Origin of the sequence: Marisediminitalea oceani (assembly GCF_003731635.1) — a bacterium.
Taxonomy (GTDB): Bacteria; Pseudomonadota; Gammaproteobacteria; order Enterobacterales; family Alteromonadaceae; genus Alteromonas; species Alteromonas oceani.
Genome location: NZ_RCUA01000014.1, coordinates 123,502 through 149,386 on the forward strand (window position 1 = coordinate 123,502; position 25,885 = coordinate 149,386).

Annotated in this window: 23 protein-coding genes and 1 pseudogene; 13 read left to right on the forward strand and 11 right to left on the reverse strand. The window is 48.7% G+C overall.

The annotated features are described in order from the left end of the window. Positions 1-5: 5 nt before the first annotated feature. Positions 6-335 carry a hypothetical protein gene (locus D9T21_RS04765; protein ID WP_123323962.1) on the reverse strand — a complete coding sequence of 110 codons (330 nt, stop codon included), beginning with the start codon at positions 333-335 and terminating at the stop codon, positions 6-8. Between the two features lie 121 nt (positions 336-456). Here D9T21_RS04765 and D9T21_RS04770 point away from each other — a divergent pair, with 121 nt between their 5' ends. Together D9T21_RS04770 and pdeM are read left to right on the forward strand one after the other, a co-directional pair. Beyond that, complete coding sequence (locus D9T21_RS04770) at positions 457-2,910, forward strand: ligase-associated DNA damage response DEXH box helicase (RefSeq protein WP_241155626.1); 2,454 nt, start codon at positions 457-459, stop codon at positions 2,908-2,910. Between the two features lie 2 nt (positions 2,911-2,912). Continuing rightward, positions 2,913-3,638 (forward strand): ligase-associated DNA damage response endonuclease PdeM, encoded by a 726-nt coding sequence (gene pdeM / locus D9T21_RS04775; RefSeq protein WP_123323963.1) that lies wholly within the window; start codon positions 2,913-2,915, stop codon positions 3,636-3,638. A gap of 1 nt (position 3,639) precedes the next feature. Here the strand turns inward: pdeM and D9T21_RS04780 are convergent, their stop codons facing one another. From D9T21_RS04780 to folM, 3 genes are all read right to left on the reverse strand, one after another. Further along, entirely contained in the window at positions 3,640-4,533 is an 894-nt protein-coding gene (locus D9T21_RS04780) for a carbon-nitrogen hydrolase (RefSeq protein ID WP_123323964.1), read from the reverse strand. Next, a complete protein-coding gene (locus D9T21_RS04785) occupies positions 4,526-5,575 on the reverse strand; it encodes an agmatine deiminase family protein (RefSeq protein WP_123323965.1) in 1,050 nt (349 codons plus the stop codon). The genes D9T21_RS04780 and D9T21_RS04785 overlap by 8 nt, the downstream gene beginning before the upstream one ends. Positions 5,576-5,657: 82 nt before the next feature. Beyond that, positions 5,658-6,368 (reverse strand): dihydromonapterin reductase, encoded by a 711-nt coding sequence (gene folM, locus D9T21_RS04790; protein ID WP_123323966.1) that lies wholly within the window; start codon positions 6,366-6,368, stop codon positions 5,658-5,660. A 144-nt stretch (positions 6,369-6,512) separates the two neighbouring features. On the opposite strand from folM, the gene folE reads away from it, so the two are divergent. Then, entirely contained in the window at positions 6,513-7,199 is a 687-nt protein-coding gene (folE, locus tag D9T21_RS04795) for a GTP cyclohydrolase I FolE (protein WP_123323967.1), read from the forward strand. Between the two features lie 70 nt (positions 7,200-7,269). Here folE and D9T21_RS04800 read toward each other — a convergent pair whose 3' ends face one another. Both D9T21_RS04800 and D9T21_RS04805 read right to left on the reverse strand, forming a co-directional pair. Next, positions 7,270-7,473, reverse strand: a complete 204-nt coding sequence (locus D9T21_RS04800) for a hypothetical protein (RefSeq protein ID WP_105934587.1) — start codon at positions 7,471-7,473, stop codon at positions 7,270-7,272. Between the two features lie 321 nt (positions 7,474-7,794). Next, positions 7,795-9,744 carry an alpha-amylase family protein gene (locus D9T21_RS04805; protein WP_123323968.1) on the reverse strand — a complete coding sequence of 650 codons (1,950 nt, stop codon included), beginning with the start codon at positions 9,742-9,744 and terminating at the stop codon, positions 7,795-7,797. Positions 9,745-10,139: 395 nt separating this feature from the next. Between D9T21_RS04805 and D9T21_RS04810 the strand changes: the two genes are divergently transcribed. Further along, the gene (locus tag D9T21_RS04810) at positions 10,140-11,024 is read left to right on the forward strand and encodes an ROK family protein (protein WP_123323969.1); all 885 of its coding nucleotides are present in this window, start codon (positions 10,140-10,142) and stop codon (positions 11,022-11,024) included. On the opposite strand, the gene gloA2 is transcribed toward D9T21_RS04810, so the two are convergent. Further along, on the reverse strand, positions 11,021-11,404 hold the full coding sequence (gene gloA2 / locus D9T21_RS04815) for an SMU1112c/YaeR family gloxylase I-like metalloprotein (protein WP_123323970.1): 384 nt from the start codon (positions 11,402-11,404) through the stop codon (positions 11,021-11,023). The two genes, D9T21_RS04810 and gloA2, sit on opposite strands and share 4 nt — an antisense overlap. A gap of 1 nt (position 11,405) precedes the next feature. Then, positions 11,406-12,350: an aldo/keto reductase gene (locus D9T21_RS04820; protein WP_123323971.1), complete on the reverse strand. Its 945-nt coding sequence runs from the start codon at positions 12,348-12,350 to the stop codon at positions 11,406-11,408. A 115-nt stretch (positions 12,351-12,465) separates the two neighbouring features. Between D9T21_RS04820 and D9T21_RS04825 the strand changes: the two genes are divergently transcribed. After that, positions 12,466-12,996, forward strand: coding sequence for a lipocalin family protein (locus tag D9T21_RS04825; RefSeq protein ID WP_123323972.1), 531 nt, complete (start codon positions 12,466-12,468; stop codon positions 12,994-12,996). Positions 12,997-13,068: 72 nt separating this feature from the next. Then, positions 13,069-13,626, forward strand: a complete 558-nt coding sequence (locus D9T21_RS04830) for a PhnA domain-containing protein (RefSeq protein ID WP_123323973.1) — start codon at positions 13,069-13,071, stop codon at positions 13,624-13,626. Between the two features lie 159 nt (positions 13,627-13,785). Here the strand turns inward: D9T21_RS04830 and D9T21_RS04835 are convergent, their stop codons facing one another. Beyond that, positions 13,786-14,868, reverse strand: coding sequence for an AraC family transcriptional regulator (locus D9T21_RS04835; protein ID WP_123323974.1), 1,083 nt, complete (start codon positions 14,866-14,868; stop codon positions 13,786-13,788). Between the two features lie 204 nt (positions 14,869-15,072). Here D9T21_RS04835 and D9T21_RS04845 point away from each other — a divergent pair, with 204 nt between their 5' ends. Both D9T21_RS04845 and D9T21_RS04850 read left to right on the forward strand, forming a co-directional pair. Continuing rightward, the gene (locus D9T21_RS04845; protein ID WP_164464575.1) at positions 15,073-17,427 is read left to right on the forward strand and encodes a TonB-dependent receptor; all 2,355 of its coding nucleotides are present in this window, start codon (positions 15,073-15,075) and stop codon (positions 17,425-17,427) included. Positions 17,428-17,452: 25 nt separating this feature from the next. Beyond that, a complete protein-coding gene (locus tag D9T21_RS04850; protein ID WP_123323976.1) occupies positions 17,453-19,000 on the forward strand; it encodes an AMP-binding protein in 1,548 nt (515 codons plus the stop codon). Positions 19,001-19,109: 109 nt separating this feature from the next. Here D9T21_RS04850 and D9T21_RS22920 read toward each other — a convergent pair. After that, positions 19,110-20,420, reverse strand: a pseudogene (locus D9T21_RS22920) (putative bifunctional diguanylate cyclase/phosphodiesterase). A gap of 167 nt (positions 20,421-20,587) precedes the next feature. Here D9T21_RS22920 and D9T21_RS04865 point away from each other — a divergent pair. The 5 genes from D9T21_RS04865 (at position 20,588) to D9T21_RS04885 (ending at position 24,832) form a co-directional block, all read left to right on the forward strand. Next, positions 20,588-21,145, forward strand: coding sequence for a DUF7010 family protein (locus D9T21_RS04865; RefSeq protein WP_123323979.1), 558 nt, complete (start codon positions 20,588-20,590; stop codon positions 21,143-21,145). A gap of 99 nt (positions 21,146-21,244) precedes the next feature. Beyond that, positions 21,245-21,913 carry a hypothetical protein gene (locus D9T21_RS04870; RefSeq protein WP_123323980.1) on the forward strand — a complete coding sequence of 223 codons (669 nt, stop codon included), beginning with the start codon at positions 21,245-21,247 and terminating at the stop codon, positions 21,911-21,913. Positions 21,914-22,002: 89 nt separating this feature from the next. Beyond that, complete coding sequence (gene pyrC, locus D9T21_RS04875) at positions 22,003-23,034, forward strand: dihydroorotase (RefSeq protein ID WP_123323981.1); 1,032 nt, start codon at positions 22,003-22,005, stop codon at positions 23,032-23,034. A 7-nt stretch (positions 23,035-23,041) separates the two neighbouring features. Then, complete coding sequence (gene dbpA / locus D9T21_RS04880) at positions 23,042-24,415, forward strand: ATP-dependent RNA helicase DbpA (protein WP_123323982.1); 1,374 nt, start codon at positions 23,042-23,044, stop codon at positions 24,413-24,415. Between the two features lie 9 nt (positions 24,416-24,424). Next, the gene (locus D9T21_RS04885) at positions 24,425-24,832 is read left to right on the forward strand and encodes an ACT domain-containing protein (RefSeq protein ID WP_123323983.1); all 408 of its coding nucleotides are present in this window, start codon (positions 24,425-24,427) and stop codon (positions 24,830-24,832) included. A 2-nt stretch (positions 24,833-24,834) separates the two neighbouring features. On the opposite strand, the gene D9T21_RS04890 is transcribed toward D9T21_RS04885, so the two are convergent. Continuing rightward, a complete protein-coding gene (locus tag D9T21_RS04890; RefSeq protein WP_164464577.1) occupies positions 24,835-25,428 on the reverse strand; it encodes an alpha/beta hydrolase family protein in 594 nt (197 codons plus the stop codon). Between the last annotated feature and the right edge of the window lie 457 nt (positions 25,429-25,885).

A 25,885-nucleotide genomic window follows, 5' to 3' on the forward strand; every position in this document is an offset into this window, starting at 1 on the left:
AAAGCTCAATAGCCGCCTTTAACGATGTAATATTCGCCGTCAGAGGTCAATGAAACATGCAATTCAGCCACTTCGTCGATGGTTTTACGGCCGATTTTTTTCCCTGTATTCAGGCAGGTGAATTGCTGATAGGCCATACCGTCGGCAAACGGGGCTTCAAAAGACACATTTTCTAAAAAACGATAGCATTTTTGCTGGCTGTCAAAAGTAATTAATCGGCTCATGGGCACATCACCATGGGTCCGGCCGATGGTCGGTAATGGCCCCTCACTGCAGGCAGTGATGAGTCCGGCAAGGCCAATAAGTAAGCAACGTCGTGCGGTAAATAAATTCATTCAGATGAACACATTAACAAAATGAACCGGCAGTATAGCGAATGTTGCGAAGGGTATTAAACCGCTTTGTGTCAGGACACGTATACTCTTAACACATAACTAATTGGATTTGTTGCTGCTTTTGAGTTTGCCGTTACCCGCCGAATTTACCGCATGGTTTACCCGTCAGGGCTGGTCATTGCGAGCCTATCAACAGGACATGCTTAACCGTGGGGAAACGGAGCAGTCGACGCTGCTGATAGCCCCTACCGGCGCCGGTAAAACCTTGTCAGGGTTTCTGCCGTCACTGGTAGACTTACAGCATGAAACCGCAGAATATCTGCATACGCTATACATTTCGCCTTTAAAAGCATTAACCCAGGATATTCATCGTAATTTGTTGCGCCCCATAGAAGAAATGGAGCTGCCAATTACGGTGGAGACACGCACCGGTGATACGCCGTCGCACAAACGTCAGCGCCAGCGTAAGCGTCCCCCGCATATTCTGCTTACGACCCCTGAATCGTTAATGCTGATGCTCTCTTATACTGATGCACCGAAAATATTTGGCAAGCTAAAAACTGTTATTATCGACGAAGTTCACAGCCTGATTGGCAACAAACGCGGCGATTTCACTACCCTTGCCCTGGCCCGGCTGGAATCGCTGGCACCCGGTTTCAAGCGCATCGGTTTGTCGGCGACGGTAGCTAAACCGAAGCTGGTGGCCGACTGGTTGGGGCCTACCGGAGAACCTGCCGCGCTGCTTGAGGTTGAAGATACTGCCAAACCAGCCATCAACATTTTACGCTCAGAGCAGCGCATGCCCTTCGGCGGCTTTATGGCCAAATACGCCATTGGGGATATTTATCAGGCTATCGCCAATGCCGCGACTACCCTGGTGTTTGTGAACACACGTGCACAGGCTGAATTGTTGTTTCAGTTGTTATGGTCAGAGAACGCCCAGGTACTGCCTATCGCCCTCTACCATGGTTCGCTGAGTAAGGAGCAGCGCCGTAAAACCGAAGAAATGATGGCCTCCGGAAAGCTTCGGGCTATCGTAACCACGTCCGCCCTTGAACTGGGCATAGACTGGGGGGATGTGGATTTGGTTATTCAGGTTGGCGCCCCAAAAGGGGTTAGTCGCCTGCTACAACGTATCGGGCGGGCTAATCACCGGTTTGAGGAAGCCAGTGAAGCCTTGCTGGTGCCGGCTAACCGCTTTGAGGCGCTGGAGTGTCAGGCCGCCATTGAGGCGATTAATCAGGGCGCGCGTGACGGTGCTTTGGTGCAGCCCGGCGCTATGGATATTATCCCGCAGTTTATCATTAACTGTGCCTGCTCCGGTGCGGTGACGCCTGAAGCTCTGTATCAACAAATTCTCAATGCTTCACCTTATCAGGGGCTGGCAGCCGATGAGTTCAATCAATTGTGGCAATTCAGTGTGGATGGTGGTTATGCACTGCAAGGGTATGAACGCTATCAGCGATTAACCCAGCAACCAGACGGTACCTTTAAACCGGCCAGTCAGCGGGTGGTCCAGCGTCATCGGCAGAATATCGGCACCATTGTGGAAGCGGGGAAGCTTAAAGTGAAGCGGATCCGGCGCGGTAATCAGGGCAAGATTATCGGCGAGGTGGAAGAGTACTTTGCGCAGCAGCTTACGCCGGGCGATACGTTTTTGTTTGCCGGTGAAATGCTGCGCTTTGAGGCCATACGGGATATGCAGTTACATGCCAGGCCAGATAAAGGCAAAGAGCCGAAAATTCCAAGTTATGTGGGTGGTCAGTTACCGCTTTCAACCTATCTGGCCGATGGGGTACGGGCGTTATTAAATGAGCGCGCTCAGTGGCAGGCGTTACCCGGGCAGGTGCGTGAGTGGCTTAGCCTGCAACAGGCTTTCTCGCAAATTCCGGCCCGGGATAAGGTGCTTATCGAACAGTTTCCTTACCGCCGCGCGTTTTATTCACTGTATTACACCTTTGAGGGCCGCAAGGCTAATCAGACGCTGGGCATGTTGCTGACCCGGCGGATGGAAAAGCTTGGCCTTAAGCCACTAAGTTTCAGTGTAACAGATTACGGGTTGTCGGTATGTGCGCTCAAGCCGCTGGATGAAAGTCATATCGCTACGTTATTCCAGCCGGATATTCTCGGCGATGAACTGGAAGACTGGATGCTTAACGCGCCTATGCTTAAACGCTCATTCCGCCAGGTGGCTATTGTCAGCGGGCTTACCGAACAGCGCTATCACAGTACACGCAAAACCATGAAGCAGGTGACCTTTTCCACCGATTTAATTTACGATACGCTGCGTGAATACGAGCCCGATCATATTCTGCTCAAGGTAGCCCGCGAAGATGCCGAGCGTGAGTTGCTCGATCTCCGGCGACTAGCAGATACTTTGATACGATTTGTCGGGAAAACCCAGTTTATTGATTTACCCAAGGTGTCACCCATGGCGATCCCCATTGTGCTGGATGTACGCAGTGAACAGGTTAAAGGCGCTGGCGAGCAGGCGCTGCTTGATCAGGCTGCACTCTATGCCGAAGCCGAATCCATGCTTGATGAGGTCAGAGCGTTGCTGTCAGGTGACGGCTAAACATGCTTTCAACTCCTCAGTTACAACAGTTAACCGAAACCAGACAGGTATTCCCTGTCCGGTTTGGCGGTAGCTTATGGCTACTCGATAGCCGAGCGGCGCTGTACTGGCCGGAACAGGACTGTCTGCTACTGGCCGACCTGCATTTTGAAAAAGGCAGTTACCTTTCGCAATATGCTTCGCCGGTGCCTCGTTACGACTCCAGGGCAACGCTGAAGAGCATTGCGACCCTGCTGGCATGTTACAAACCTGAGCGCGTGCTCTGTCTGGGTGATAGCTTCCATGATATTCACGCATTTGATCGCTTTTTAGCCGATGATGTCGCCCAACTTAAGGCGTTAGTGCTGAGTGTGAAAGAGTGGATTTGGCTGGAAGGGAACCATGATCCCCAGGTGCCTGAAGCGCTGGGTGGGCTGCGGGCCGAGAGTTATCCACTCCGCACTCAGCAGGGCAGCCTGATTCATTGCCGGCATATTCCACAGCATAACAATGGCTTGCAGATTGTCGGTCACTTCCACCCTAAAGCCGGGTTTGCTTCAGGCAAGCGGCGTTTTAGCGGCAAAAGCCTGGTGACCACTGATACCCTGATGCTGATGCCGGCACTCGGTCAGTATACCGGTGGGTTGAATATAGAGGATGAGGTACTAACGGCACTGGCGCCTAAACCGCAGCGCCAGTGCTATGTATTGTGTGAGCAGCGCGTTATTGCGCTGCCTGCTGGTAGCTAGGCTAATCGCGCCAGCGTTTTACCAGATCATCGTAGGCGTCGATGCGGCGGTCGCGGAAGTAAGGCCAGATTCGCTTAACCTGTTCAGTGCGGGTCATATCCAGATCCACCAGTAAGGTTTCTTCCTTATCACTGCTCGCCTGGGCAAGGATCTCACCCTGTGGACCGGCAACAAAGCTCTGTCCCCAGAACTGAATACCCGGATCGCCTTCGGTTGGCGATGTTTCAAAACCGGTGCGGTTAGCCACGATCACCGGCACCGAATTGGCTACGGCATGGGCACGCTGAATGGTGTGCCAGGCATCGTGCTGGCGCTTACGCTCATCTTCACTATCGGTCATGTCCCAACCGATGGCGGTGGGATAAAACAGAATTTCAGCACCGGCCATGGCCATCAGGCGCGCGGCTTCCGGGTACCACTGGTCCCAGCATACCAACACGCCCAGTTTACCCACACTGGTTTTAATCGGCTCAAAACCCATATCGCCTGGGGTAAAATAAAACTTCTCATAAAAACCCGGATCATCCGGAATGTGCATTTTGCGATACTTTCCGGCAATCTCGCGACTGCGGTCGAACACTACCGCAGTGTTGTGATAGAGCCCGGAGCCGCGTTTTTCAAACAATGAGGTCACCAGCACGATATTGTGCTGTTCAGCGATTTCGCCAAAAAAGTCGGTCGCCGGGCCGGGAATCGGTTCGGCCAAATCAAAGGCGTCGGTATCTTCGTTCTGGCAGAAGTACAATGTGCTGTGCAGCTCTTGCAGTAAAATCAGCTCGGCGCCTTGTTCAGCCAGCTCGGCAATTTTGGCCGCGCTTTTATTCCAGTTGGTGGCTTTATCGTTGTCGGCGACAGACTGTTGTACCAGCCCAACCTTTAAGGTGCGCTCAGACATAACGGGTCACTCCTGAGTTTAATTGGTGAATGACATCGGTTTTTAAGGTGTTACAGGGGACCTGCATGGAAATGCAATGCAGGCTGCCAAACTGTTGAACCAGCGTAGCACAATTAACCGGCACTATTTCGTGATGCGGAAAAGCCTGTTGCATCACCGCTACTGCCTCACTGTCTTCAGGCTGGCCGTAAACCGGTAATAAAACGGTATGATTACAGATAAGGTAATTCGCATAAGATGCCGGCAATCTGTCGCCATCGTCGTTAAACATGGCCGGTAAGGGCAGTAAATAGCGGGTATGATCAGGTAAAGCTTCAGCGCATTCCTGTACCAGCGCAGATAAGCCCTGATAATGGCTGTCTTCCGGGCGATTTGCGGCCGCCTGGATCACCAGGCCGCTGGTGGGCGTGAAACGCACCAGTGTGTCAATATGACCATCGGTATCGTCGCCTTCGAGGTGCCCGTGGGCAAATATCGACAGCTGCGCACAGCCCAGATAAGCGGTAAATTCCTCCCGGTACGCATCGCCGCTCATATCGCCGTTTCGGGCAGGGTTATAGAGGCAGGATGCGGTGGATAGCAGGTGACCGCTTTCGTCAATTTCTAACGCACCACCTTCAGCTACAATCGCTGACGTACGCAGTTTTTCGCGGCAAAGTGGTGCCAGATAACGCTGATTGACCAGATTATCCTTGCTGGCGTCAAACTTATTGCCCCAGCCATTAAAGGTAAACTCTACCGGGTAGGGGGCTTCTGGATTGCCGCAGCTTAAAAATGCAAAATCCCGTGCCCAGGTATCATTGTAATCAGCTTTAATTAGCATCACCCGGGCATCGGCTGCCAGTCGGCTTTCCACATCGTCCATATCTTCTTCGCGGCACAACAATAGAACACCGGCTTGATTGGCGTTGACAATGCGGATGATAGACAGATAAGTTTGACGAGCATCTTCCAGCCACGGCGCCCAGTCAGTGTCCTGATGAGGCCAGGCCAGAATAACCGCTTCGCTGGCTTTCCATTCTGGGATAAGTGAGGTGGTCACAGTGTTTCCTGATTAAGTACTTAACGGGGCAAGTATACGCTGTCGGCCCTTGTGGGCCAACAACTTAGGCGCAGGATGTTGGCTATTTTAAGTTTCTGCCGCCATTTAAATGCAGGGTCTGACCGGTGACATATTCAGCGGTGAGCAGATAGTTCACCGCTTTAACTGCTTCCTGCGCGCCGGGAACAAGACCCAACAGGTTTTTGTTGAGGGCCTTCTCGCGATATTCCTGAGTGTCGTCGTCGTTAAACATCACCAGTGACGGCGCAATGCTATTGACCTTTACGTACGGCGCATAAACCCGGGCAAACGACAGAGTAAGATTATGCAGCGCAGCTTTGCTCGCTGCATAAGCAATATGGTTTTCGCTGCCGGTGTCCTGCACATAGTCTGTCATGTGGATGATGTCTGCCAGCGTACCGTTTTCAGAATGCAACGCGTCTCTCAGGGCAAGGTTTAGTTGATAAGGTGCATTGGCATGTACCATCATCATGTCATGCATCAAATCGCCGGGTGCGGTTTCGGGATTTTCCGGCACCCAGTCAGACGCGTTGTGGATTATGCCGCGTAACTTTGGCGCAGTGCGTTTTATTTCTTCTATTGCTCGCGAAATACCCGCCTGAGTGCTAAAATCCGCCTCCAACACAATTGCACCGGCATTTTTCAGTTCGTCAACAGACGGCTTGTGTCGTCGGTATGTGATGATAACCGGTTGGTCGTTGGCCAGCAGATCCTGCGCAATCGCTAGTCCGAGACGCTGACTTCCACCGGTGATGAGTATAGGTAAAGACAAAAAAATACCTCCGATAATTTTGGTACTAATTACGACTTTACACGGATTGCAGATCGTTTTAATAACAAATTAACAGGTTATTTTAATCCTAATCTGCGGTCTGGTTAGTATAAGCAGGGTTAGTCGTTGTTACGGAATGAGTGAATGTTAGCAAAAGAAGCTGTAGTTGTGCGCGATGCGGTAAAACTGGGCATTTCCAAAGAGGCGTTGCTGGTGCATGAAACACTGGTAGAAAAAGGCCTGGAAACACCTATGTTAGAAAATGGTCTGAGCGACGAGGCAAAGCGCCAGCGGATAGAGAACGCCATGCGCGACGTGATGGAAACGCTCGGCCTTGATTTGTCTGATGACAGCCTGTCAGAGACGCCAGAGCGTATCGCTAAAATGTATGTTGATGAAATATTCTCCGGCCTGGATTATCGTAAGTTTCCCAAGATCACCCAGATCGAAAACAAGATGCAGGTGGGTCAGCCGGTTCAGATAAGTGATATCAGCCTTACCAGTACCTGTGAACACCACTTTGTCACTATCGATGGGACTGCCACGGTAGCCTACATTCCAAAAGACACTGTGATTGGTTTGTCTAAAATTAATCGTCTGGTAGGTTTCTTTGCCCAGCGCCCTCAGGTGCAGGAACGTCTGACTCAACAAGTGCTGGTGGCCTTACAGGCTCTGACCGGTACCGAAGACGTGGCGGTAGTCATTAACGCTACGCATTATTGTGTAAAGGCCAGAGGCATACGCGATAGTCTTTCTTACACCAAAACATCGGCACTGGGCGGCCAATTTCTTGCCGACCCACAACTGCGCCGGGAGTTTTTTGGCGGCTAGCCACTTAAAGAAAAAGTTTAAAGCAAAAAGGGGATGCTGAAACAGCATCCCCTTTTTTGTTTTTTGATGGTTATTTCGCGCCGTCTTCCTGTTCTGAAACGATAAGGTTAATTTGATCATTGATCCCGTTGGCAGCAATAATTTCGAGCTTTTGCTGACAGTGCTGACACGCATCGGACTGTTCCTTATACATGTCTAAAACGGTTTCTCTGGCTATGGCATTAATATAACCACAGCGAGGACAGCGATATTCCAAATAAGCCTGGCTTAGCATTTTCCGTTTGCTCCTTGTTTTACCGAAACAGTGATTCCTTCTCTAACAACCAAAATCTGGCTGCCCTGCTTCTTACTGTACCTGGGTATATAAGTGATACCCGACGCCCCATTATCTCAGTAATGAGCATATTTATGTGAAACGCAGCTTCACAATGCAAAGTATAGCAGCTCTGTGAAATGTCACCGGCGGATCGGGAACTTAATTGGTGATTTTTACTGTGTAAACGGCTGGTTGGATCAATTCGCGGCGGAATGTAACAGAAAAGGAGGCATGAAATTTACTTTATTCTGTTATCAGGCCTCCCTTTTTATGTTCTGGTTAGCTGAGTAACCAGTATTGTTGGTAAGGCGCTAAGTGTATGTCTGAGGCCTTATCGATGGGGTTGTTGCTAAGTAAGTCTGTTGCGGGTTTACCATCAAACACATCGAGAACGTTGCTCTGAAGAGTTTGTGGGTGCTCACTAAAGTTACACAGAGCCAACAGTTTTTGCCCATCATCTGCTACCCGGCAGTATACAAAGCAATGCTGGTTGGCAGTTTGTAAAATATGGGTGCGGGCCTTACCAAACACAGCATGTTCTTTGCGCAAATTAATCAGCTGTTTGATTCCGGCAAAAATCGCTTTTTGGGTTTTTCGCTCGAGTGAGTCAGTGGCTGTTGGCGCAGCTTCAATATCGTCGATGTGTGCTGAGGTGACGGCAATTCTGTTTACCCAGCGATCATCGTGAGCTTTGGCCGGATCGTCACGATAACTGTAGTCATTAAGTAAACCCATTTCATCACCGGAATAAAGCAAAGGTATGCCGCCGATGCTCATAATTACCCCGTGAACCAGCATGATGCGACGCATAGCGGTGTCGATTGCCTGTTGATCATTGGCCTGTAACGCCCCTTCCAGGCCGCATAACGATGCCAGTGATCCACACACCCGGCAATCACCGTTTGACGGATTTTCTGCAAACGGCACGCCGTTGGCAAATGAGCCCTCGAAGCGACCGGTAAAGAACTGATTCAGGAAAAAGCGATGATCGTAGGGGTTAATGCCCAGTTGGTGGGCCACAGCGTCATCAAAAGTCCAGCCGATATCATCATGGCAGCGTACATAGTTTACCCAGCTGCAATCCTGTTCAATAGCAAAGCTCTTTTGCATTGAACTGGTGAGCAGGCGCGTCTTGCGCGTAGCCAGGCTGTTCCAGATAAGGGCCATTAACAGTGGATTATAGGAAAGCTGGCATTCATCCTGACGAATATATTTAAGCACTTCGTCGGGGTGAACAATGGCTTCTGACTTAAACACCACCGCCGGTGCTGTGATTTGCAGGCAGCAGTTAAACGCCTGGATCAGTTTGTGTGCATTTGGCTGGTTTTCGCAGTTGGTGCCCATCTGCTTCCAGATGAAAGCCAGCGCATCCAGGCGTAATGCTGCGCAACCAATGTTTGCCAGAAACAACATTTCTTCGGTAATGGCGTTAAATACTGCCGGGTTGCTGTAGTTAAGATCCCACTGAAAACTGTTGAAGGTCGTCCAGACCCACTTTTGCATTGTCTCGTTCCAGGTAAAGCTGCCACGGCGAACTTGCGGAAATATCTCACGCAGACTCTGCTCATACTGGTCGGGGATAGTGCGGTCATCAAACAGGTAGTAATAGTTCTGGTAATTTTCGTCGCCTGTCAGGGCGGCTTTTGCCCAGCGGTGTTCGTCGGAGGTGTGGTTAAATACAAAATCCAGGACCAGATTAATACCGGCATCCCGTAACGCTTTAGACAGCGCCTCGAGCTCTTTCATATTGCCCAGTACCGGGTTGACTTTACGATAGTCAGACACGGCATAACCGCCGTCGCTGTCACCTTCCGGCGAGGCATAAAGCGGCATAAGGTGCAGATAAGTAAGCCCGAGTGACTTAAAATAAGGGATCTTAGCCTGCAATTCGGTGAGGGTAGGGCCCATCAGATCCACATAGCAAGCCATACCTACCTGGTTCTCTTGCTGGTGCCACAGCTTGTCATCGTGGCTTCTGGCCTTATCCAGGCGTTTGAGATCGGCTTTACGGTTTTTAAGCCCCATGGCCAGCGACAGCACCAACTGTGACAAATGATAATAACAGTCGAACTGATGTCCGTAGACATCCACATAACGTGTGAACAATTCGTGAAAGTGGCTGTTAAGACGATTGGTGAAAAGCTTGAGATCGCGCTGTGACAAAAACGATAAGTCTAACCCTGCCAGTATTCTGCTCAGGCATTGTTCACTCGACGCCGCGTAATTCATCAGTATTCTCCAGCCAACTGACTTGCTTCAGGTGGTTTTACAAAAGTTTCACAAATTTGTTTACAGCAAAACTAAGCTTTGCTAGCTTTAATCTTAAACGATTAAGTTAATTTAGCAAGAAATTTACAAGTAAATATCTATCGAAAGTCATGGCTTACTGGTAAGGGCTTTATTTGATTACTAATTTCTTAATTTAAGTTAAAAGATTAAGTTTTTGTGTTTGTGTTATTTTTGTTAATTGTCGGCTTCTGGTTGTGCAGGCACAATCTTTGGCCTGATACTTAACACGCAGCAAACTCAACGGATATAAATTCAACCGAAACGATGTCATGATAATCCGCAGCAATACTGTGGGTTTATTGAACAACGCTTGCAGAACTTTGAGGCAATAGCAGATGGCGTTAACTGATCCTTATTACGCGGTGATTGAAGCCGGCGGTACCAAATTTAACTGTGCAGTAGTGACTCCCGGGCGCGATATCATGGCGGAAATTCGCATTCCAACCACAACCCCCGAAGAGACCTTAGCTAAAACGGTGGCGTTTTTTCAGCAGCAGCGTGACGCGGGCCATGCTTTTACTCAGATGGGGATTGCCAGTTTTGGCCCCCTGGATCTGAATCCTGCGTCGGCCACCTATGGTTACATAACAAAAACACCCAAGCCAGACTGGAGTCATACCAATTTAGCTGGTCACCTTGCTGCTCAACTGGCGTGTGAAGTGACCATTGATACCGATGTTAACGGTGCGGCGCTGGGCGAATATCGCTGGGGCGCTGCTCAGGATACCAACGTGGCGGTATATGTTACAGTAGGCACCGGTGTGGGCGGCGGCGTGGTAATCAACGGCAAACCCTTGCACGGACTGGTGCATCCGGAAATTGGTCACATGCTGGTGCAGCCTCCTGCTGGCATTCAGGGTGTGTGCCCCTTTCATCAAAACTGTGTTGAAGGGTTAGCTTCGGGTACCGCGCTGGGCAAAATATGGTCGCAGCCTTCTGACACGTTTGCCGATGATCATCCGGGCTGGGATGGTCTCAGTGAAGTATTGGGAGATATGTGCCATAACCTGATGGTGACGTTAAGTGCTGAAAAAATCATCCTGGGCGGCGGCGTGATGCAAAAACATGGCCTGGTTGAAAAAGTGATTGCGGCTGCCCGTGGCAAACTGAATGACTATATTGTTATGCCCGAAGGGATAAGCCTGGAAGACATCATTTGTTTACCAGGCCTGGAGACGCGCTCCGGGCTGTTTGGTGCATTGGCGTTACTGGACAGCTAAATTTCGTAGAGCTCCAGTGGTAAGCCATCAGGATCGTTAAAGAAAGTGAAGCGGCGCTGGGTGTAAGGATCTACCCTGACCGGTTCACATTCAACCTGATGGCCGGCCAGATGTTTGATAGCAGCATCGATATCCGAGACTTTAAACGCCAGGTGTCGAAGCCCCTGGGCTTCCGGCCGACTGGGTCTGGTTGGCGCACCGGGAAAAGAGAACAGCTCAATCTGTGTGCCATCGGCTAACGCCAGGTCACATTTATAAGAATCGCGCTCAGCCCGGTAATTCTCAGCCACTACCTGAAACCCCAGCACCTGTTGATAAAACGCCTTGGATGTTGGGTAATCGTTACAGATAATGGCTACGTGGTGTATAGCGTTAAACATATTATGGCACTTCCTGACCGCGGGCAGATTCGAACAGCTGATACCAGTGTTCACGGGATAGGGTTAGTGTTTCTGCTTCTGCGCAGGCCGCTATACGCTGCGGATTAGTGGTACCAATGACCGGTTGGATACCGGCCGGGTGGCGCATTAGCCAGCCCAACACAATCGCTTCTCTGCTCACGCCATAACTGCTGGCTAATTCACTTACCAGTTTGCTGGTGGGGCAGTCTGCATCGCCATTGCCAGAATACTTGCCCTGTGCCAATGGTGCCCAGGCCTGTAACTGCACGCCCTGTTGCTGACAATATTCCAGCGTGCCCGGTGTATAACCGTTCTGGCTATTATGCGGGCTATTGGTGCAGATCCCTTCTTCTACCCAGTCACGGTAACCGAGACTCATTTCCAGCTGATTAGCAATCACCGGAAATGGCAACAGCTTATTAAGTGCATCAATCTGATACCAGTGCATATTAGACACGCCCAGGTAGCCAAATTTACCTTCCTGATGTAATCGTGTGAGGCACTCGGCCACCTCGGGTAAATCGGCCAGTGGATCCGGGCGGTGTAGCAATAACACATCAAGATGTTCTATATTGAGTCTGCTCAGAATGCCTTCCACCGAAGCTGAGATCCACTCTGGTGAAAAGTCGTAGCGCTTTGGCCCCTGATTGTCTTCAAAGCGGATCCCGCATTTAGACTGAATGATCATATTATCGCGCCAGTCCGGCTGATTGTTCAGCACGTCGGCAAAAACCTTTTCGGCGTTGCCATGGGTATAAATATCGGCGTGGTCGAACACCGTAATACCCGATGATAACGCTTGCTCAACAGCCTGGGTCGCCAGATTCAGATCGGCTTTGGTGTAGGGTTGGTGAGACCAGTTCCCGCCCAGTCCCATACAACCGAAGATAAGTTTGGAGGCATGTGGAAATTGTGTTTTTAGCATAATGATTTTCTATTTTCTTATATTGGCAACACCCTATCTTAAACCTTTAAGTGATACAAACATAGTTGACGCTCGTATTGAGGGCTGACATCAGTTTTGGTTACAAGGAATTATTATGTTTCGTTTTTTAACGGTCCTTTCCACTGTGTGGTTAGTGTTCGGGTGTACGTCGGTGCCGGAAGGCGTTAAACCGGTGCAGGGCTTTGAGGCCGACCGCTATCTGGGAACCTGGTACGAAATCGCCCGGTTTGATCATAGTTTCGAGCGTGGCCTTTCGCAAATTACGGCCAACTACTCTATGCGCGATGACGGTGGTATTCGGGTACTTAACCGTGGCTACAACGCCGAGGAAGGCGAGTGGAATGAGGCTGAGGGTAAGGCCTATTTTGTTGAGGATGAGCAGACGGGGCATTTAAAAGTGTCTTTTTTCGGTCCCTTTTATGCCAGTTATGTGGTGGCTGAACTCGACAAGGAAAATTATCGCTATTCGCTGGTGACCGGCCCCGATAAAACGTATCTGTGGATACTGGCGCGAACGCCGGAGTTACCTCAGGAAGTCCTGGATAGTTTACTTGGCAAAGCAAAAGCGCTGGGGTTTGATACATCCAAATTGATTTGGGTTGAGCACAAGGATAGCTCAAGCTAAATAGGTGTATTGCTTATTATAAAATACATGGCTTGTGCTATACTCGCGTTTTTTTACTTTCGGGCAGAGACAATGGCAAACGAACAAGCAGTATTTAAACGTGCAAATGACGCATGTGAGTTATGTGGCAACAGTGAAGGACTGAGCCTTTATATGGTGCCAGAATCACCCAATGACTCAGATAATTGCGCAATAGCAGTTTGTTCGACCTGTTTACCGCAGTTAAACGACGAGAATGAGGTGGATGTGAATCACTGGCGCTGTCTGAATGATGCTATGTGGTCTCAGGTGCCGGCAGTTCAGGTGGTTTCATGGCGAATGTTAAAACAGCTGGAAAGCGAAACCTGGGCTCAGGATTTACTCGATATGTTGTACCTCGACGATGACACGCTGGAGTGGGCTAAAGCGGGAATTGATGACAGAGAGCCTACTCTGGACAGCAATGGCGATGTACTCAAAGCGGGGGACTCAGTGCACCTGATTAAAGATCTCACCGTTAAAGGCGCCAACTTTACAGCCAAGCGTGGCACCCCGGTTCGAAATATTCGCCTGACTAACAACCCATTGCATATCGAAGGCAAGGTTAACGGCCAAACCATAGTAATCATCGCAGCATATACTAAGAAATAGCCCAACCTCCGGTTGGGCTATTTCTTACCCCGGAAACACCGAAGGTGTTATCCGGGGCCTCCTTAAATTGTATTACTCCCGAAATATCATGCTAAGAGGTCCCCGCCAAGAGCACGCGGGGATGACGTAGTTGTTGTATCTGAATTGCTCGCCGAGTTGTTACCCTTTATTTCTGAATTCAGTCGGCGTCATGCCGGTCCAGTCCTTAAAAGCATGCCGGAAATTGGAGGTATCCTTGAACCCTAAAGATTCGGCAATATCATCAAAAGAGAGTTGGGTTTCACGGATATATTGCTTGGCGAAACTTTGTTTTACGGTGGCGCAAATTGTTGAGAAAGAAGTGCCTTGCTCCGAGAGTTTTCGTCTTAAGGTGCGCTCAGAAACAAACAATTCCTGCGCGATACGATCTATTTTTAGCTCATTGTGGATGTTTTTCGATACCCAGTTATACACCCGCTCAACGATTTCATCTTCGTGAGCAAAGTCGGGTATATGTTGCTCGCACATTTGTAATAAAAGCGGCACTGCCAGAGGGTTGGATTTTAAAGGGGATTTGGTGAGATCTTCTTCGCATAACTCAATAAATGTATTCTCTTGCCCGTAAAGCACTTCACTTCCAATAAAATCTTCAAGTTTTTCAGAGTAAGACGGTCTGTTAAATTCAAAACTTACTCTTACGGGAGAGAAATCCGGGGTTCCGAGCACTTCGCGAATTAGTGTCAAATTAATCGCAATTTGCATTTCCAGGTTAAAGCTTTTTATCTCGGGTGCAAACAGAATATCTGAGCACCCGTAAATGCGCTTTCCGTCTTTTGGGGGCTCAAGATAAAGGCGGGTGGTGCGGGTAACCAATGTATGATATTTGATAGAGAACAGCAGAGCGTCCGCCAGAGTCCTTTTACATAAAAGGGTGCAGCCATACAAACCATAATCACCACAGGATATGCGACTGCCTATCCTGAGCCCGATAGCAGGGGTGTCGATTTTGGATAACCTGGTGTACAGCGTTAACAGATCCTGAAACACCACTGTTTGTTTATGTTCGTCTGCTGGATTAAGTTTTGCCAGAAGAGATTCTAAAAAGGGGTCTGATTCAATGCCAATTTCCGTCAGAGACTTTTGAATAAAATGCAATTTTTGCGCACTTACGCGGACTTCTTTACCGCAATCTGACGACTTATTTATCATCTTTTTACCACCTGAGGCTACGCTGAATTGATCTATGTTGTCCGTTTTCCACATTAAGAATGGCCACTTATAACACAGTGTGAATGTTATTCAAATGTTACCGTTGTGTGAATGGGGGCCTGGCGTGTGTTGATGGTGGGCTCCCTATACGCATTTGGAATACACATAAACATTAAAAAACAACTGTGTTGTGGAGAGTTCGCTATGAAATTATGCCGTTTAGCAACAGTAATATCGATAGCTCTGTATGGAGTATCAGTGAGTGCTTTGTCTCAGGAAAACCCGTCGAATGAGGCCGCCCGAAATGTGGAGGCTAGTGACACGCCTCAGGTTGAGTTAATCGAAGTCACTTCACAACGCAGGGTGCAAAATATTCAGGACGTGCCCATTTCTGTGCAGGCCTTCGGCGCTGCTCAATTGGAGCGTGCATCCATTGATAAAATCGAAGATCTGCAATTGTATGTGCCAAACCTTAATCTCGCAGAATCGGGGCTCAGTACTCAGTTATTCATCCGTGGTATTGGTTCTGGTAACAATCAGGGGTTTGAGCAGTCCGTTGTTCAGTTTGTGGACGGCGTTTCTTATGCTCGCCAACAACTCAGCCGGGCGCCATTTTTTGATATGGAAAGAGCGGAGGTGTTGCGCGGCCCTCAAAGTATTTTGTTTGGTAAAAATGCCATTGGTGGAGCGCTCAATTTTACCACTGCTTCGGTAGAGGAATACACCAGCGCCCGATTGTTTGCTCAGGTAGGGGAGTTTGGGATCAGGGAATATCAAGGGGTAATTAACGGGGCGCTTTGGGGTGATAACCTGTATGGCCGTTTGTCGGTGAGACATTACGAGGAAGATGGCTACATTGACAACGTTACCCTCAACCGTTCTGAGCCAAACCGCAAGGACCAGACGATAAGGGCAAAGCTACTCTACAACGTTAACAACGACTGGAGCCTGCACTTCAAGTACGAGAAAAACGATTTTGAAACCGTAGGCCGCCAGATTGAAATCCTGCAGGATGAAGGCAATCCTGGCAATCCATTTGGGGCAACCCTGGCCGTGGGGTTTGGTTTACCCAATGCGCTGCCTGAGACCAACCACGACTATTCGCGGGTCAGTAATGGCGACAGCAGTTTCAATAGTTCGCAGAACCTGACCTTTGAAGTAAAAGGGATGTTGGGGGAGCTGGAGTTCGAATCCAGAACCTCATCATTGCAGTACGATTTTCAGGATATCTGTGATTGCGACTACCTCGGGGCCAATATTTTTACTGTGCCAATGGATGAAGATTATAAGCAGTTTAGTCAGGAGTTCAGAGTTGCCTCGGATTCTGCCAACCGGTTCTTCTGGCAAGCTGGTGTATTTTACCAAACCAGCGAACTGGTGTTTTCTGACGCCATTGTGCTGCCCACCGCCGAGATTGGGCAAACCGATCTTGGCGTGCTTCCTACCGCGGTATTCGCGCTTACTGGCAGTGCTGTGCAAGGTGAAGCCTTATCGGGCATTAGTGCCAGACGTGACTTCACCCAGGATACCGATGCCTTGTCAGCGTTTGCACAGCTGACCTATAAAGTCACCGATGCGACGCAGGTAACGCTAGGAGCTCGTTTGTCCAGAGAAGAAAAAGAAGGCTTTCGCACGATTAATGCGAACGACACCAGCACCGGTCTGCCTACCACTAACCCAGTTTCACCGCTGGTGCTCAACGGCTTATTTGCTATCGAAAGCGAACAAACCAGTGGCCACTACTTAACTGGCGAAAGAACGGAAACCGCATTTGATCCCAGTATCAATATTCAGCATTACCTGAATGACGATGTGATGCTGTATGCGAGCTGGTCAAAAGGTTCAAAGGCCGGAGGGTTTGATGCGCGTGCCAATACAGTCAGCTCATTTGAATTTGAAGATGAGCAGGCTACGGCTTTTGAGCTGGGTATGAAGAGTACTTTCTGGAACAGGCGGGCGAAACTTAATGTCACTGCTTTTGCTACCGACTATAAAGGCCTGCAGGTCAGTCAGTTTGATGGCACCCTTGGCTTTGTGGTGGGTAATGCCGATGCCGAAATGCAAGGGATAGAAATTGAAGGTTCCTTTGCGATAACCGAAGACCTGACATTCTCTTACTCAGGTGCTTACCTGGATCATGAATTTACCAATTACGAAGAGGGTAATTGCTATTACCGACAGCAGTTTGATACTGACAACCCGGATATGGCGGCCCGTTACAACGAAGAGACCGGGCTGTGCAGTTACAATGGTTTAACCGGACAGTACGTCCCTGAGTTTAGTGCTAATACCAATTTAGATTACTACACCGATATAACGGCAGACTCGGTGCTGCATATCAATCTGAACTATAACTATTCCTCGAAACAAAATACCCACCAGAACCTCGACCCTGTGTTCGAACAAGACGCCATCGGTCGTGTGGATGTGAATATCGCTATTGAGTTTAATGATTGGGGAATAGAGCTGTTAGGCAGAAATATCACCGATGAAAAATTTGTTACCTATTCGGGTAATAGTCCGCTTTCCGGAACTTTCGGAGCCGACACTATCTATGGGTTCGTCGCGGCTCCTGCAACCTGGTCACTGCGCGCCTATTACAATTTTCAGTAAATATAGAAATGAGTGGTAAATCGATATGAATAAAATAGAAACACTCGGCGACTTCGTTGAATCAGCGATGGATCGATATGCTGACAAAGTCGCCTTTCAATGTGCAGGCCACCGATTAACGTTTACTGAACTTGAAAGATTAAGTCGGCATGTAGCAGTTTGGCTGCAGGCCAGATTTAATTCTGGCGATCGAATAGCTATTCAGTTACCAAACATAAATCAGTATCCGATCATTGCTATGGGGATACTCAGGGCCGGTATGGTAGTAGTAAACACTAATCCTCTCTACACACCACGGGAAATGAAACATCAGTTCAAAGACTCTGGTGCAAAGGCTTTGTTTATTCTTTCGCCTTTACTTGGCGCGTTGTCGCAAATCCTTGACGACACCTTACTTTCAGACGTCGTTGCAGTGGACCCGGTTGATTTAATTAAGGAGCCTGAACCACAGAAAGATTGTTACCGGTTATACGATGTGCTCAAATCCACTCCATCAGGCCTGCTAGCCACCCGAACAGGGCAAACTGGTAATGATATTGCGATGTTGCAATATACTGGAGGAACAACAGGAGCCGCGAAAGGTGCTTGCCTGACGCACTTAAATCTGTTGAGTAACATTGAGCAAATCCGGCATAGGCTAAGCCCTGTGTGTACTGAAGGGCAGGAACTTTTCGTTTGCCCGTTGCCGCTTTATCATATCTATGCGTTTACCGTTAACCTCTTGTATTTGTTAGGTATTGGGGCTTGCAACGTGTTAATCCCTAATCCCAGAGACATTGATGGGTTTGTCAATCAGCTCAAAGAGCATTCTTTTACAGGGATGTCGGGTATAAATACATTGTTCTTGGGCCTTATGGCTCATGAACAATTCAGAGAACTCGATTTTAGTCATCTTAAGATGACTATTTCCGGCGGCACAACACTTGTAGCTGATGTGGCCAATTTATGGACCAAAGTCACGGGCTCGTCCATTACAGAAGGTTATGGCCTGACTGAAACGAGCCCGGTTGCGCTATTCAATATACCCGGCCAGGAAGAAATTGGTGCCATAGGCGTTCCGGTGAAGGATACTGAGGTTGCTATCCGTGATGGCAAAGGCGAGCCGGTTAAACAAGGAGAGGCGGGTGAGTTGCTGGTTCGGGGGCCGCAAGTAATGATGGGATACTGGCAAAACCGTCAGGCCACTGCGAATGCATTTACACACGATGGATTTTTTAAAACTGGTGATATTGCGCTTCAACAAGCCAATGGCAACTATAAAATCGTCGATCGATTGAAAGACATGATTTTGGTGTCTGGTTTTAATGTTTACCCCAATGAAATTGAAGGCGTGCTGAGTTCTCACGCAAATGTGATGGAAACCGCGGTAGTAGGCGGACCGTCAGTAAAAACAGGCGAAGAAGTGCTGGCTTATGTAACGACCTCTGGAGAGGTAACTTCTGAGACGCTATTAGCATATTGCCGGGAAAACCTGACAGCATATAAAGTCCCAAAGAAAATTACGATTTTAGATGAATTGCCAAAATCAGCGGTTGGCAAAATTTTAAGGCGGGAGCTACGAAACACTGTATAGGACGGTACTCTCATGAAAGTAGTTTTTGCCATACTAAGCAATGCTCAATCAACAATATCATGCAAAGAGATCCCCGCCAAGAGCACGCGGGGATGACGGGTTTATTCCGTCATACCGGTCTTTGTGCCGGTATCTCCTGAAAAGCTTGTTTAGCCTGCATTTCAGTGTGTTGGTTAATGTACTCTTTAAAGCTCTCGAATTTTACCGGTTTGGAATAAAAGTAACCCTGCGCATAATCGCAGCCTAACGCTTTTAACTTTGCAGCGGTTTGTTCATCTTCTACCCCTTCAGCCACCACAGAGCAGTTCAGCTTATGGACAAGAAAGGCGGTTGACTCCACTATGGCAAAGTCGGAGTTTGACTGAGCCATCTGACTGACAAATGAGCGGTCAATCTTAATTTGCCCAATGGGTAAATCACGCAATATTGCTAAAGAAGAAAAGCCGGTACCGAAATCGTCAATGCTAAACACCAATCCTGCTTCTGAAATACGTGACATGGTGTGGCATACCTGATCGATATTGGTCATCATTGCACTCTCGGTTACTTCGAGCATAAGCTGATGCTGTGACAGAGAATGTTCATCAAGGATTTTGCGAACGTTAGGCACAATCAAATCTGACTGTAAATCACGAACCGATAAATTAATATGAACGCACAAATCAAATCCGCATTGTTTAATCGCTTATATATCTTTTGTGACCTGAGTAAAAAACCAGTCGGTGATTCGATTGATAAGTGAGCTTTGCTCCGCAATGGCAATGAATTTTTCTGGTGAGATGAAGCTGCCATCGGGCTGAGGCCAACGGATAAGGGCCTCTGCTCCATGTATCTCGTTGGTTTGTAAATCAATGATTGGCTGATACCAAAGCTCAAACTCTTCTTCATCGAGAGCGTGTTTGAGACGTGCCGAAATCTCAACTCTCTGCGCGGCGTCAGATTCCAACGACGGTTCATAGGTCTTGTACAGTTCACCCTTGTTTTTCGCTGCATACATGGCGAGGTCGGCCATTAATATCAGGTGATTTTTATCGCGACTATTTTGTGGAAAGTGGCTTATACCGATACTTGCGCCCACACTTAGCTCGTAGTTGTCTATTTCAAAGTGCTGCTCTAACGATTGGTGCATAGCCAGTACAAAATGCTGAAGCTGAGTTGGCGGCATAAGAGGAATTACAATGGAAAACTCATCACCACCAAGTCGGTAGATGGTTGCGCCTGGTGGGAGTGTAGCTTTAAATCGTTTGCCGACCTCTACCAGGACAAAGTCACCATAATAATGACCAAGCGCATCATTAATTTGTTTAAACCTGTCGAGATCGATAAGCAGTAAACTAAATGGTTTACCTTCTTTTTGCTTTGCTTCCAGCGTCTCGTGTAAGTACTTGCGGTTTGCTAAACCTGTCAGATTGTCATGCAATGCGTTGTAACGTTGTTCGTTTACTGCGCGCTCAATCTTTAAAATACTCTCCGGCTGTTTTGGTTAAAATTAATTACAAATTAAACAGTTACCTTAGCGATGAAAACGTTTATCTTAATTTGTGTATTCAACGCAATCGTAAGCGAACACGCTAATGAGGAATAAAAATGACTAATAAACAAAGCCTTGAACAGCAGCGCATGGATTTTGCGAACCGCCGCTTAATTGCTACCCCGATAGCCAGCCTTATAGCCTGGTGTGTGGTGGCTGTTGGTTCGCTGTTCCTGGAGCCGGTAGCGCTTAGCCTGCTAACTTTCGCAGCAACCGGTTCAATTGTCTATTTGGGGCTTTTAGTTTCTAAATTTACCGGTGAAAATTTTCTGGACAAAAGCCGCCCCAAAAACACGTTTGATAACTTGTTTATGTTATCTGTTGGAATGGCTGTGCTGGTTTACGCCATTGCAATACCGTTTTTTTTGGTTGATTACACCTCGTTACCACTGACTATTGGTGTCTTAACAGGGCTTATGTGGTTACCCATTTCCTGGATCATTCAGCACTGGATAGGCATTGTGCGTGGTGTAATGCGAACGGTACTGATAGTGGCAGTATGGTATCTGTTCCCGGAAGATCGCTTCCTGGCTGTTTCACTGGTGATTATTGGGTTATATGTCTTTGCCATTACAGTGCTGGAAATGCGCTGGCGAGCTTTGCAGATTAAATGAGGGGAGCTTCCGGCGAAGAGCTCCATATTATAGAGCCTGATATCCGAATCTATAGGGGCGTGGTACAATTGGCGTTTTAAAAAGCCAAACGAAACCTCCATGTTGTATCACATCCTGGGAGCCATAAGCGCACTATTATTTATTCTTACCTGGCTAGGGTTATGGGCGCAAATTAGCAATATATACCGGCATCGCAAACAAAACGGCTCAGGCACCCAAAGCTTATCGCTTAACCAATTCGGGTCCAGTTTTTTTGCCTTTTATGCCAATTTTATTTTTGGCATTTCAGTTGAGCCATTTAACCATTATCTGGTTTGGACACGATGCGGTGCTCTGCTGCTTACACTGTTTATTTTGTGGCATATCTGGCAGGAGCGTCATAACAAAGTAACAGCGCTAACGCTATTGGCTGCAACAGTTGCTCTTGTTGCAGGCTTTGCATCGATAACGTTCAGGCCTTTTCCTGTATTTGCTCAACTTGGCGCCAACGGCTTAATGCTCGTCGTGACCCTTATATTGATACAAGGAACCTATCACCAATGGTTACTACTGTATAAATACAAGCAAATCGGCGCGCTATCGTTTGGGTTGTTCAGAAGTATTTTGGTGAAAGATATCAGCACATTACTTTTCGGGCTGACCATGCCGCTTAACCAGGCATGGCCGTTGTTGGTACTAAATGGTGCCAGCGTGATAATGCGGGGCGCCGTGTTGATTCAAATGGAAGTGATTAAGCGCAGAAACCACTGCAACGTACTCCAGGATTAACTAATCGGGAAGTGTTTAAGGTACTTCGCTGATTATCTTGCTATACTGCGCCGGATTTTCTTTAGCTGAGTTTCCGGGGGCATCAGACCATGCAAAGTATCACTATTCGTCAGCCAGATGACTGGCATCTTCACTTTCGCGATAATGAAATGTTAGCTGAAACCGTGCCGGCAACGGCCCGTTGTTTTGCTCGCGCAATTGTAATGCCCAACCTGGTGCCGCCGGTAACGAATGCATCGCTCGCTATGGCTTACAAAGAGCGGATCCTGGCAGCACGCCCTGAAGGAAGTCAGTTTGAGCCGTTAATGACGCTGTACCTGACAAACGAAACTACCCCTGCAGATATTACCGAAGCCAAAGCGGCCGGGGTTACGGCGTGTAAACTCTATCCTGCTGGTGCAACCACCAACTCTGATGCGGCGGTAAAGGGCATTAACGCGCTGTATCCGGTGTTTGAGCAAATGCAGAAAGAAGGTGTTTTGCTGCTGGTGCATGGTGAAGTTACCGAATCCCATGTGGATATCTTCGACCGTGAAAAAGTGTTTATCGACGAGTACATGGTGAAGATTGTTAAGGATTTTCCGGCGCTGAAAGTGGTCTTTGAGCATATCACCACGGCCGATGCGGCCGATTTTGTACTGGCCCACGGTGATAACGTTGGCGCGACCATTACCCCACAACACTTATTACTCAATCGTAATGATTTGCTGGTGGGCGGAGTTCGCCCGCACAACTACTGTTTACCGGTATTAAAACGTAATACTCACCAGGCACGACTGCGAGAGGTGGTTGCGGCAGGTTCGAAAAAATTCTTTTTAGGCACCGATTCAGCGCCCCATGCCAAGCACCGTAAAGAAAATGCTTGTGGCTGTGCGGGGTGCTACAGCGCATGGAGTGCCATTGAACTCTATGCTGAAGTGTTTGAGCAACTGGGTGCTATAGACAAGTTCGAAGATTTTGCCAGTAATAACGGACCGGATTTCTACGGACTACCACGCAACAAAGGCACTATTACACTGGTAAAGGAAAGCTGGCAGGTGCCTGAACTGGTTACCCTGGCCGATGGTACTGAAATGGTGCCGTTTTTTGCCGGACAAACCCTTAACTGGAAACTGGCTTAATTTATTTATGAGTGAACTGTTTAGCGACTACAATCTGCGCCCTGAATTAATATCGGCAATTGCTCGTGCGGGTTATACTGCACCTCGTCCTGTGCAGCAGGCGAGTATGCCGGCCATTCTGGCCGGACGGGATGTGTTAGCCCAGGCACAGACGGGATCGGGGAAAACCCTGGCCTTTGCAGTAGGTTGCTTGCAGCAACTCAACTTCAACAAAAACGCCATGCAGGCTATCGTGCTGTGCCCCACCCGGGAGTTAGCTGAGCAGGTGGCAGAGCAGTGTCGTGTGCTGGCCAAGGATATGCCAAATGCTAAGGTGCTGACGCTGTGTGGTGGTCAGCCAATGGGGCCACAAATTAACTCGCTACGACATGGATGCCACATCATTGTAGGCACTCCAGGGCGGGTTATGGACCATGTCCAGAAAAAACGCATCACGCTTAAGCATTTAAAAGTGCGCGTATTCGATGAAGCCGACCGCATGTTGGATATGGGCTTTACCGACGACCTCGCGGTGATTTTTGCCGGCTTACGCGGGCCGGTTCAAACCTTGTTCTTTTCAGCCACCTTTACCGAGGCAACTACTGCTTTGGCGCAGGCCTATTTACGCGACCCGGAATCGATTAAAGTGGATTCTGAGCAGCGTGCTAACGTGAGTGAGCTGGTATACACGGTGGAAGATGGTCAGCGGTTTAATGCCTTAAAAGCGTTACTTACCACTGAACAACCCAACAGCGCCATGGTGTTCTGCCGAACCAAACGAACCACCCAGGAAGTTGCCGATATGCTGGCCCAGGAAGGCTTTGTGGTGGCGGCAATTCAGGGTGATATGGAGCAGGTAGACCGTAACCGGGTGCTGATGCGCTTTGCCAGTGACTGCTTGAATGTGCTGGTGGCTACTGATGTGGCTGCCCGTGGTTTGGATATCGCGGGTGTGGATTGTGTGGTGAATTATGAAGTCAGCGAAAACCCGGATGCGCATATTCACCGCATCGGTCGCGCTGGCCGGGCCCAGCAGCCGGGTATGGCTTTTACGCTGATGAGTGAGAGTGAAGGTGCGGCGCTGGCGGCGATTGAAATTCACACTAAACAGGATTTAAAAAAGAAAGGCGCACAGAGTCTGCGTTTTCATGCCAATCGGATTATTGAGCCGGAGTTTGTCTGTCTGAATCTCAACGAAGGTAAGAAAGCGAAATTGCGACCCGGTGATATTCTGGGCGCGCTCACTAAAGATGCCGATGTACCGGGCGAGGACATTGGTAAAATTAAAGTGCAGGCCAACGAGAGTTTTGTGGCAGTTAAGCGGCGCAGCGTGAAGCGCGCATTAAAGCTATTTCGGGAAGGTAAAATCAAAGGTAAACGGGTTAGAGCGTTTAAACTGTAAGGGGAAGTTATGACAGGGGAAACAGATTTAGATACGCTGCTTGGTGGGCTTAATCCGGTACTACAGCCAGAATCCTGGGTATTTGTCAGCATCCTGGTGCTGGACCCGGAAGTGTTTGTGAGACTCGACCCTAAGGTAATGTTCCGCGAAAAAGAGGGCGTGACCCTGGTATTGTTACAGTCGGTGGCCGACGCCGAAGGCTTTGCCTATGAGACGGTGTTTAATTGCATTACCTGCGAAATCCACTCCAGCCTGGAGGCGGTCGGGTTAACTGCGGCAATGTCTAAGGCACTTACCGAGCAGGGGATTAGCTCAAACGTAATAGCCGCTTTTTATCATGATCATATTTTTGTCCCGCAGGCCGATGCTGAGCGGGCGATCGCAGCCCTCAAAGCACTGACCGCCGAACATAATTAATGTTACTTCATATATTCATCGAGCCAGGCAATCACTTCCTGCTGCATGGTCTGACGGTTTTTAACCAGGCCATGATTGTCGCCTTCATAGATAACCAGTTTGTTTTTGTGCCCCACGTTGTCCAAGGCGGCAGCCAGTAAACGGGATTGCTCCGGGTTGACCCGCTTGTCTTCGCTGCCATGGAGCAGTAACACCGGTGCATCGGGCAGTTCGTCCAGCCAGTTTATTACCGAGCGAGCAGCGAGGGCGGCTGATTTACTGTTGTCGTAGTCGGGAATGCGGCCGCGGCACACTTTTTCCATCATCAGGCGCCAGTTAAGCTCCTTTTCCAGATCGGCAACGCCGGCAATGCCGACAATCGCCTGCACATTATCCAGCTCTCTGGCCGCAAGGTATGATTGCATCGCGCCGCGACTCCAGCCTACCAGTGCAATATTACTGGTGTCTGCCATAGGAATATCGGCCGCTACATCGACCAGTGCAGTTACATCCTGTACATCAGCGCCACCGAATTCATCGGCCCCGTTATTACTAGTAAGACGTGCGCTTGCGCCGCGATACTGACTGCCACTACCTACATACATGGCCCAGGGCAAGTTTTGCCTGAAGCAGTAACTTTTTGGCAAACATCATATAACCAAATCCGGCATTGCCGCTGCGATTACATATGATTACCGTAAGGCGGTCTGGGGCTCTTTAGCCGCGAGGTAATAGCCTTCGACGGTCAACCCAACTACTTCATAGATAAAATCATAGCAATCCACGGATTGTTTGATGTGGTTGTATTTTGTTCGGGAAACGCCCATTTGAAGGCCTCTTTTTTAAAATTTGGCTTTTTACTGGCAAGGGTGTTTTTCCATGTTTCGCTACATAATAGCTGCTGAACAGACCGCGGAAACAATCTTTCACTGTCGCGCTTTCAAAGGTTGCCTGAACAACAACTGATCAAGCAACAGAAAAGTAACCGTAATTTAGTTAACATCATGTTAAGTCTTTTTTGATGAGAAGAGTTAGGTTTAAGCGGCCATAGCTTAACCAATGACCGCAGCGGTT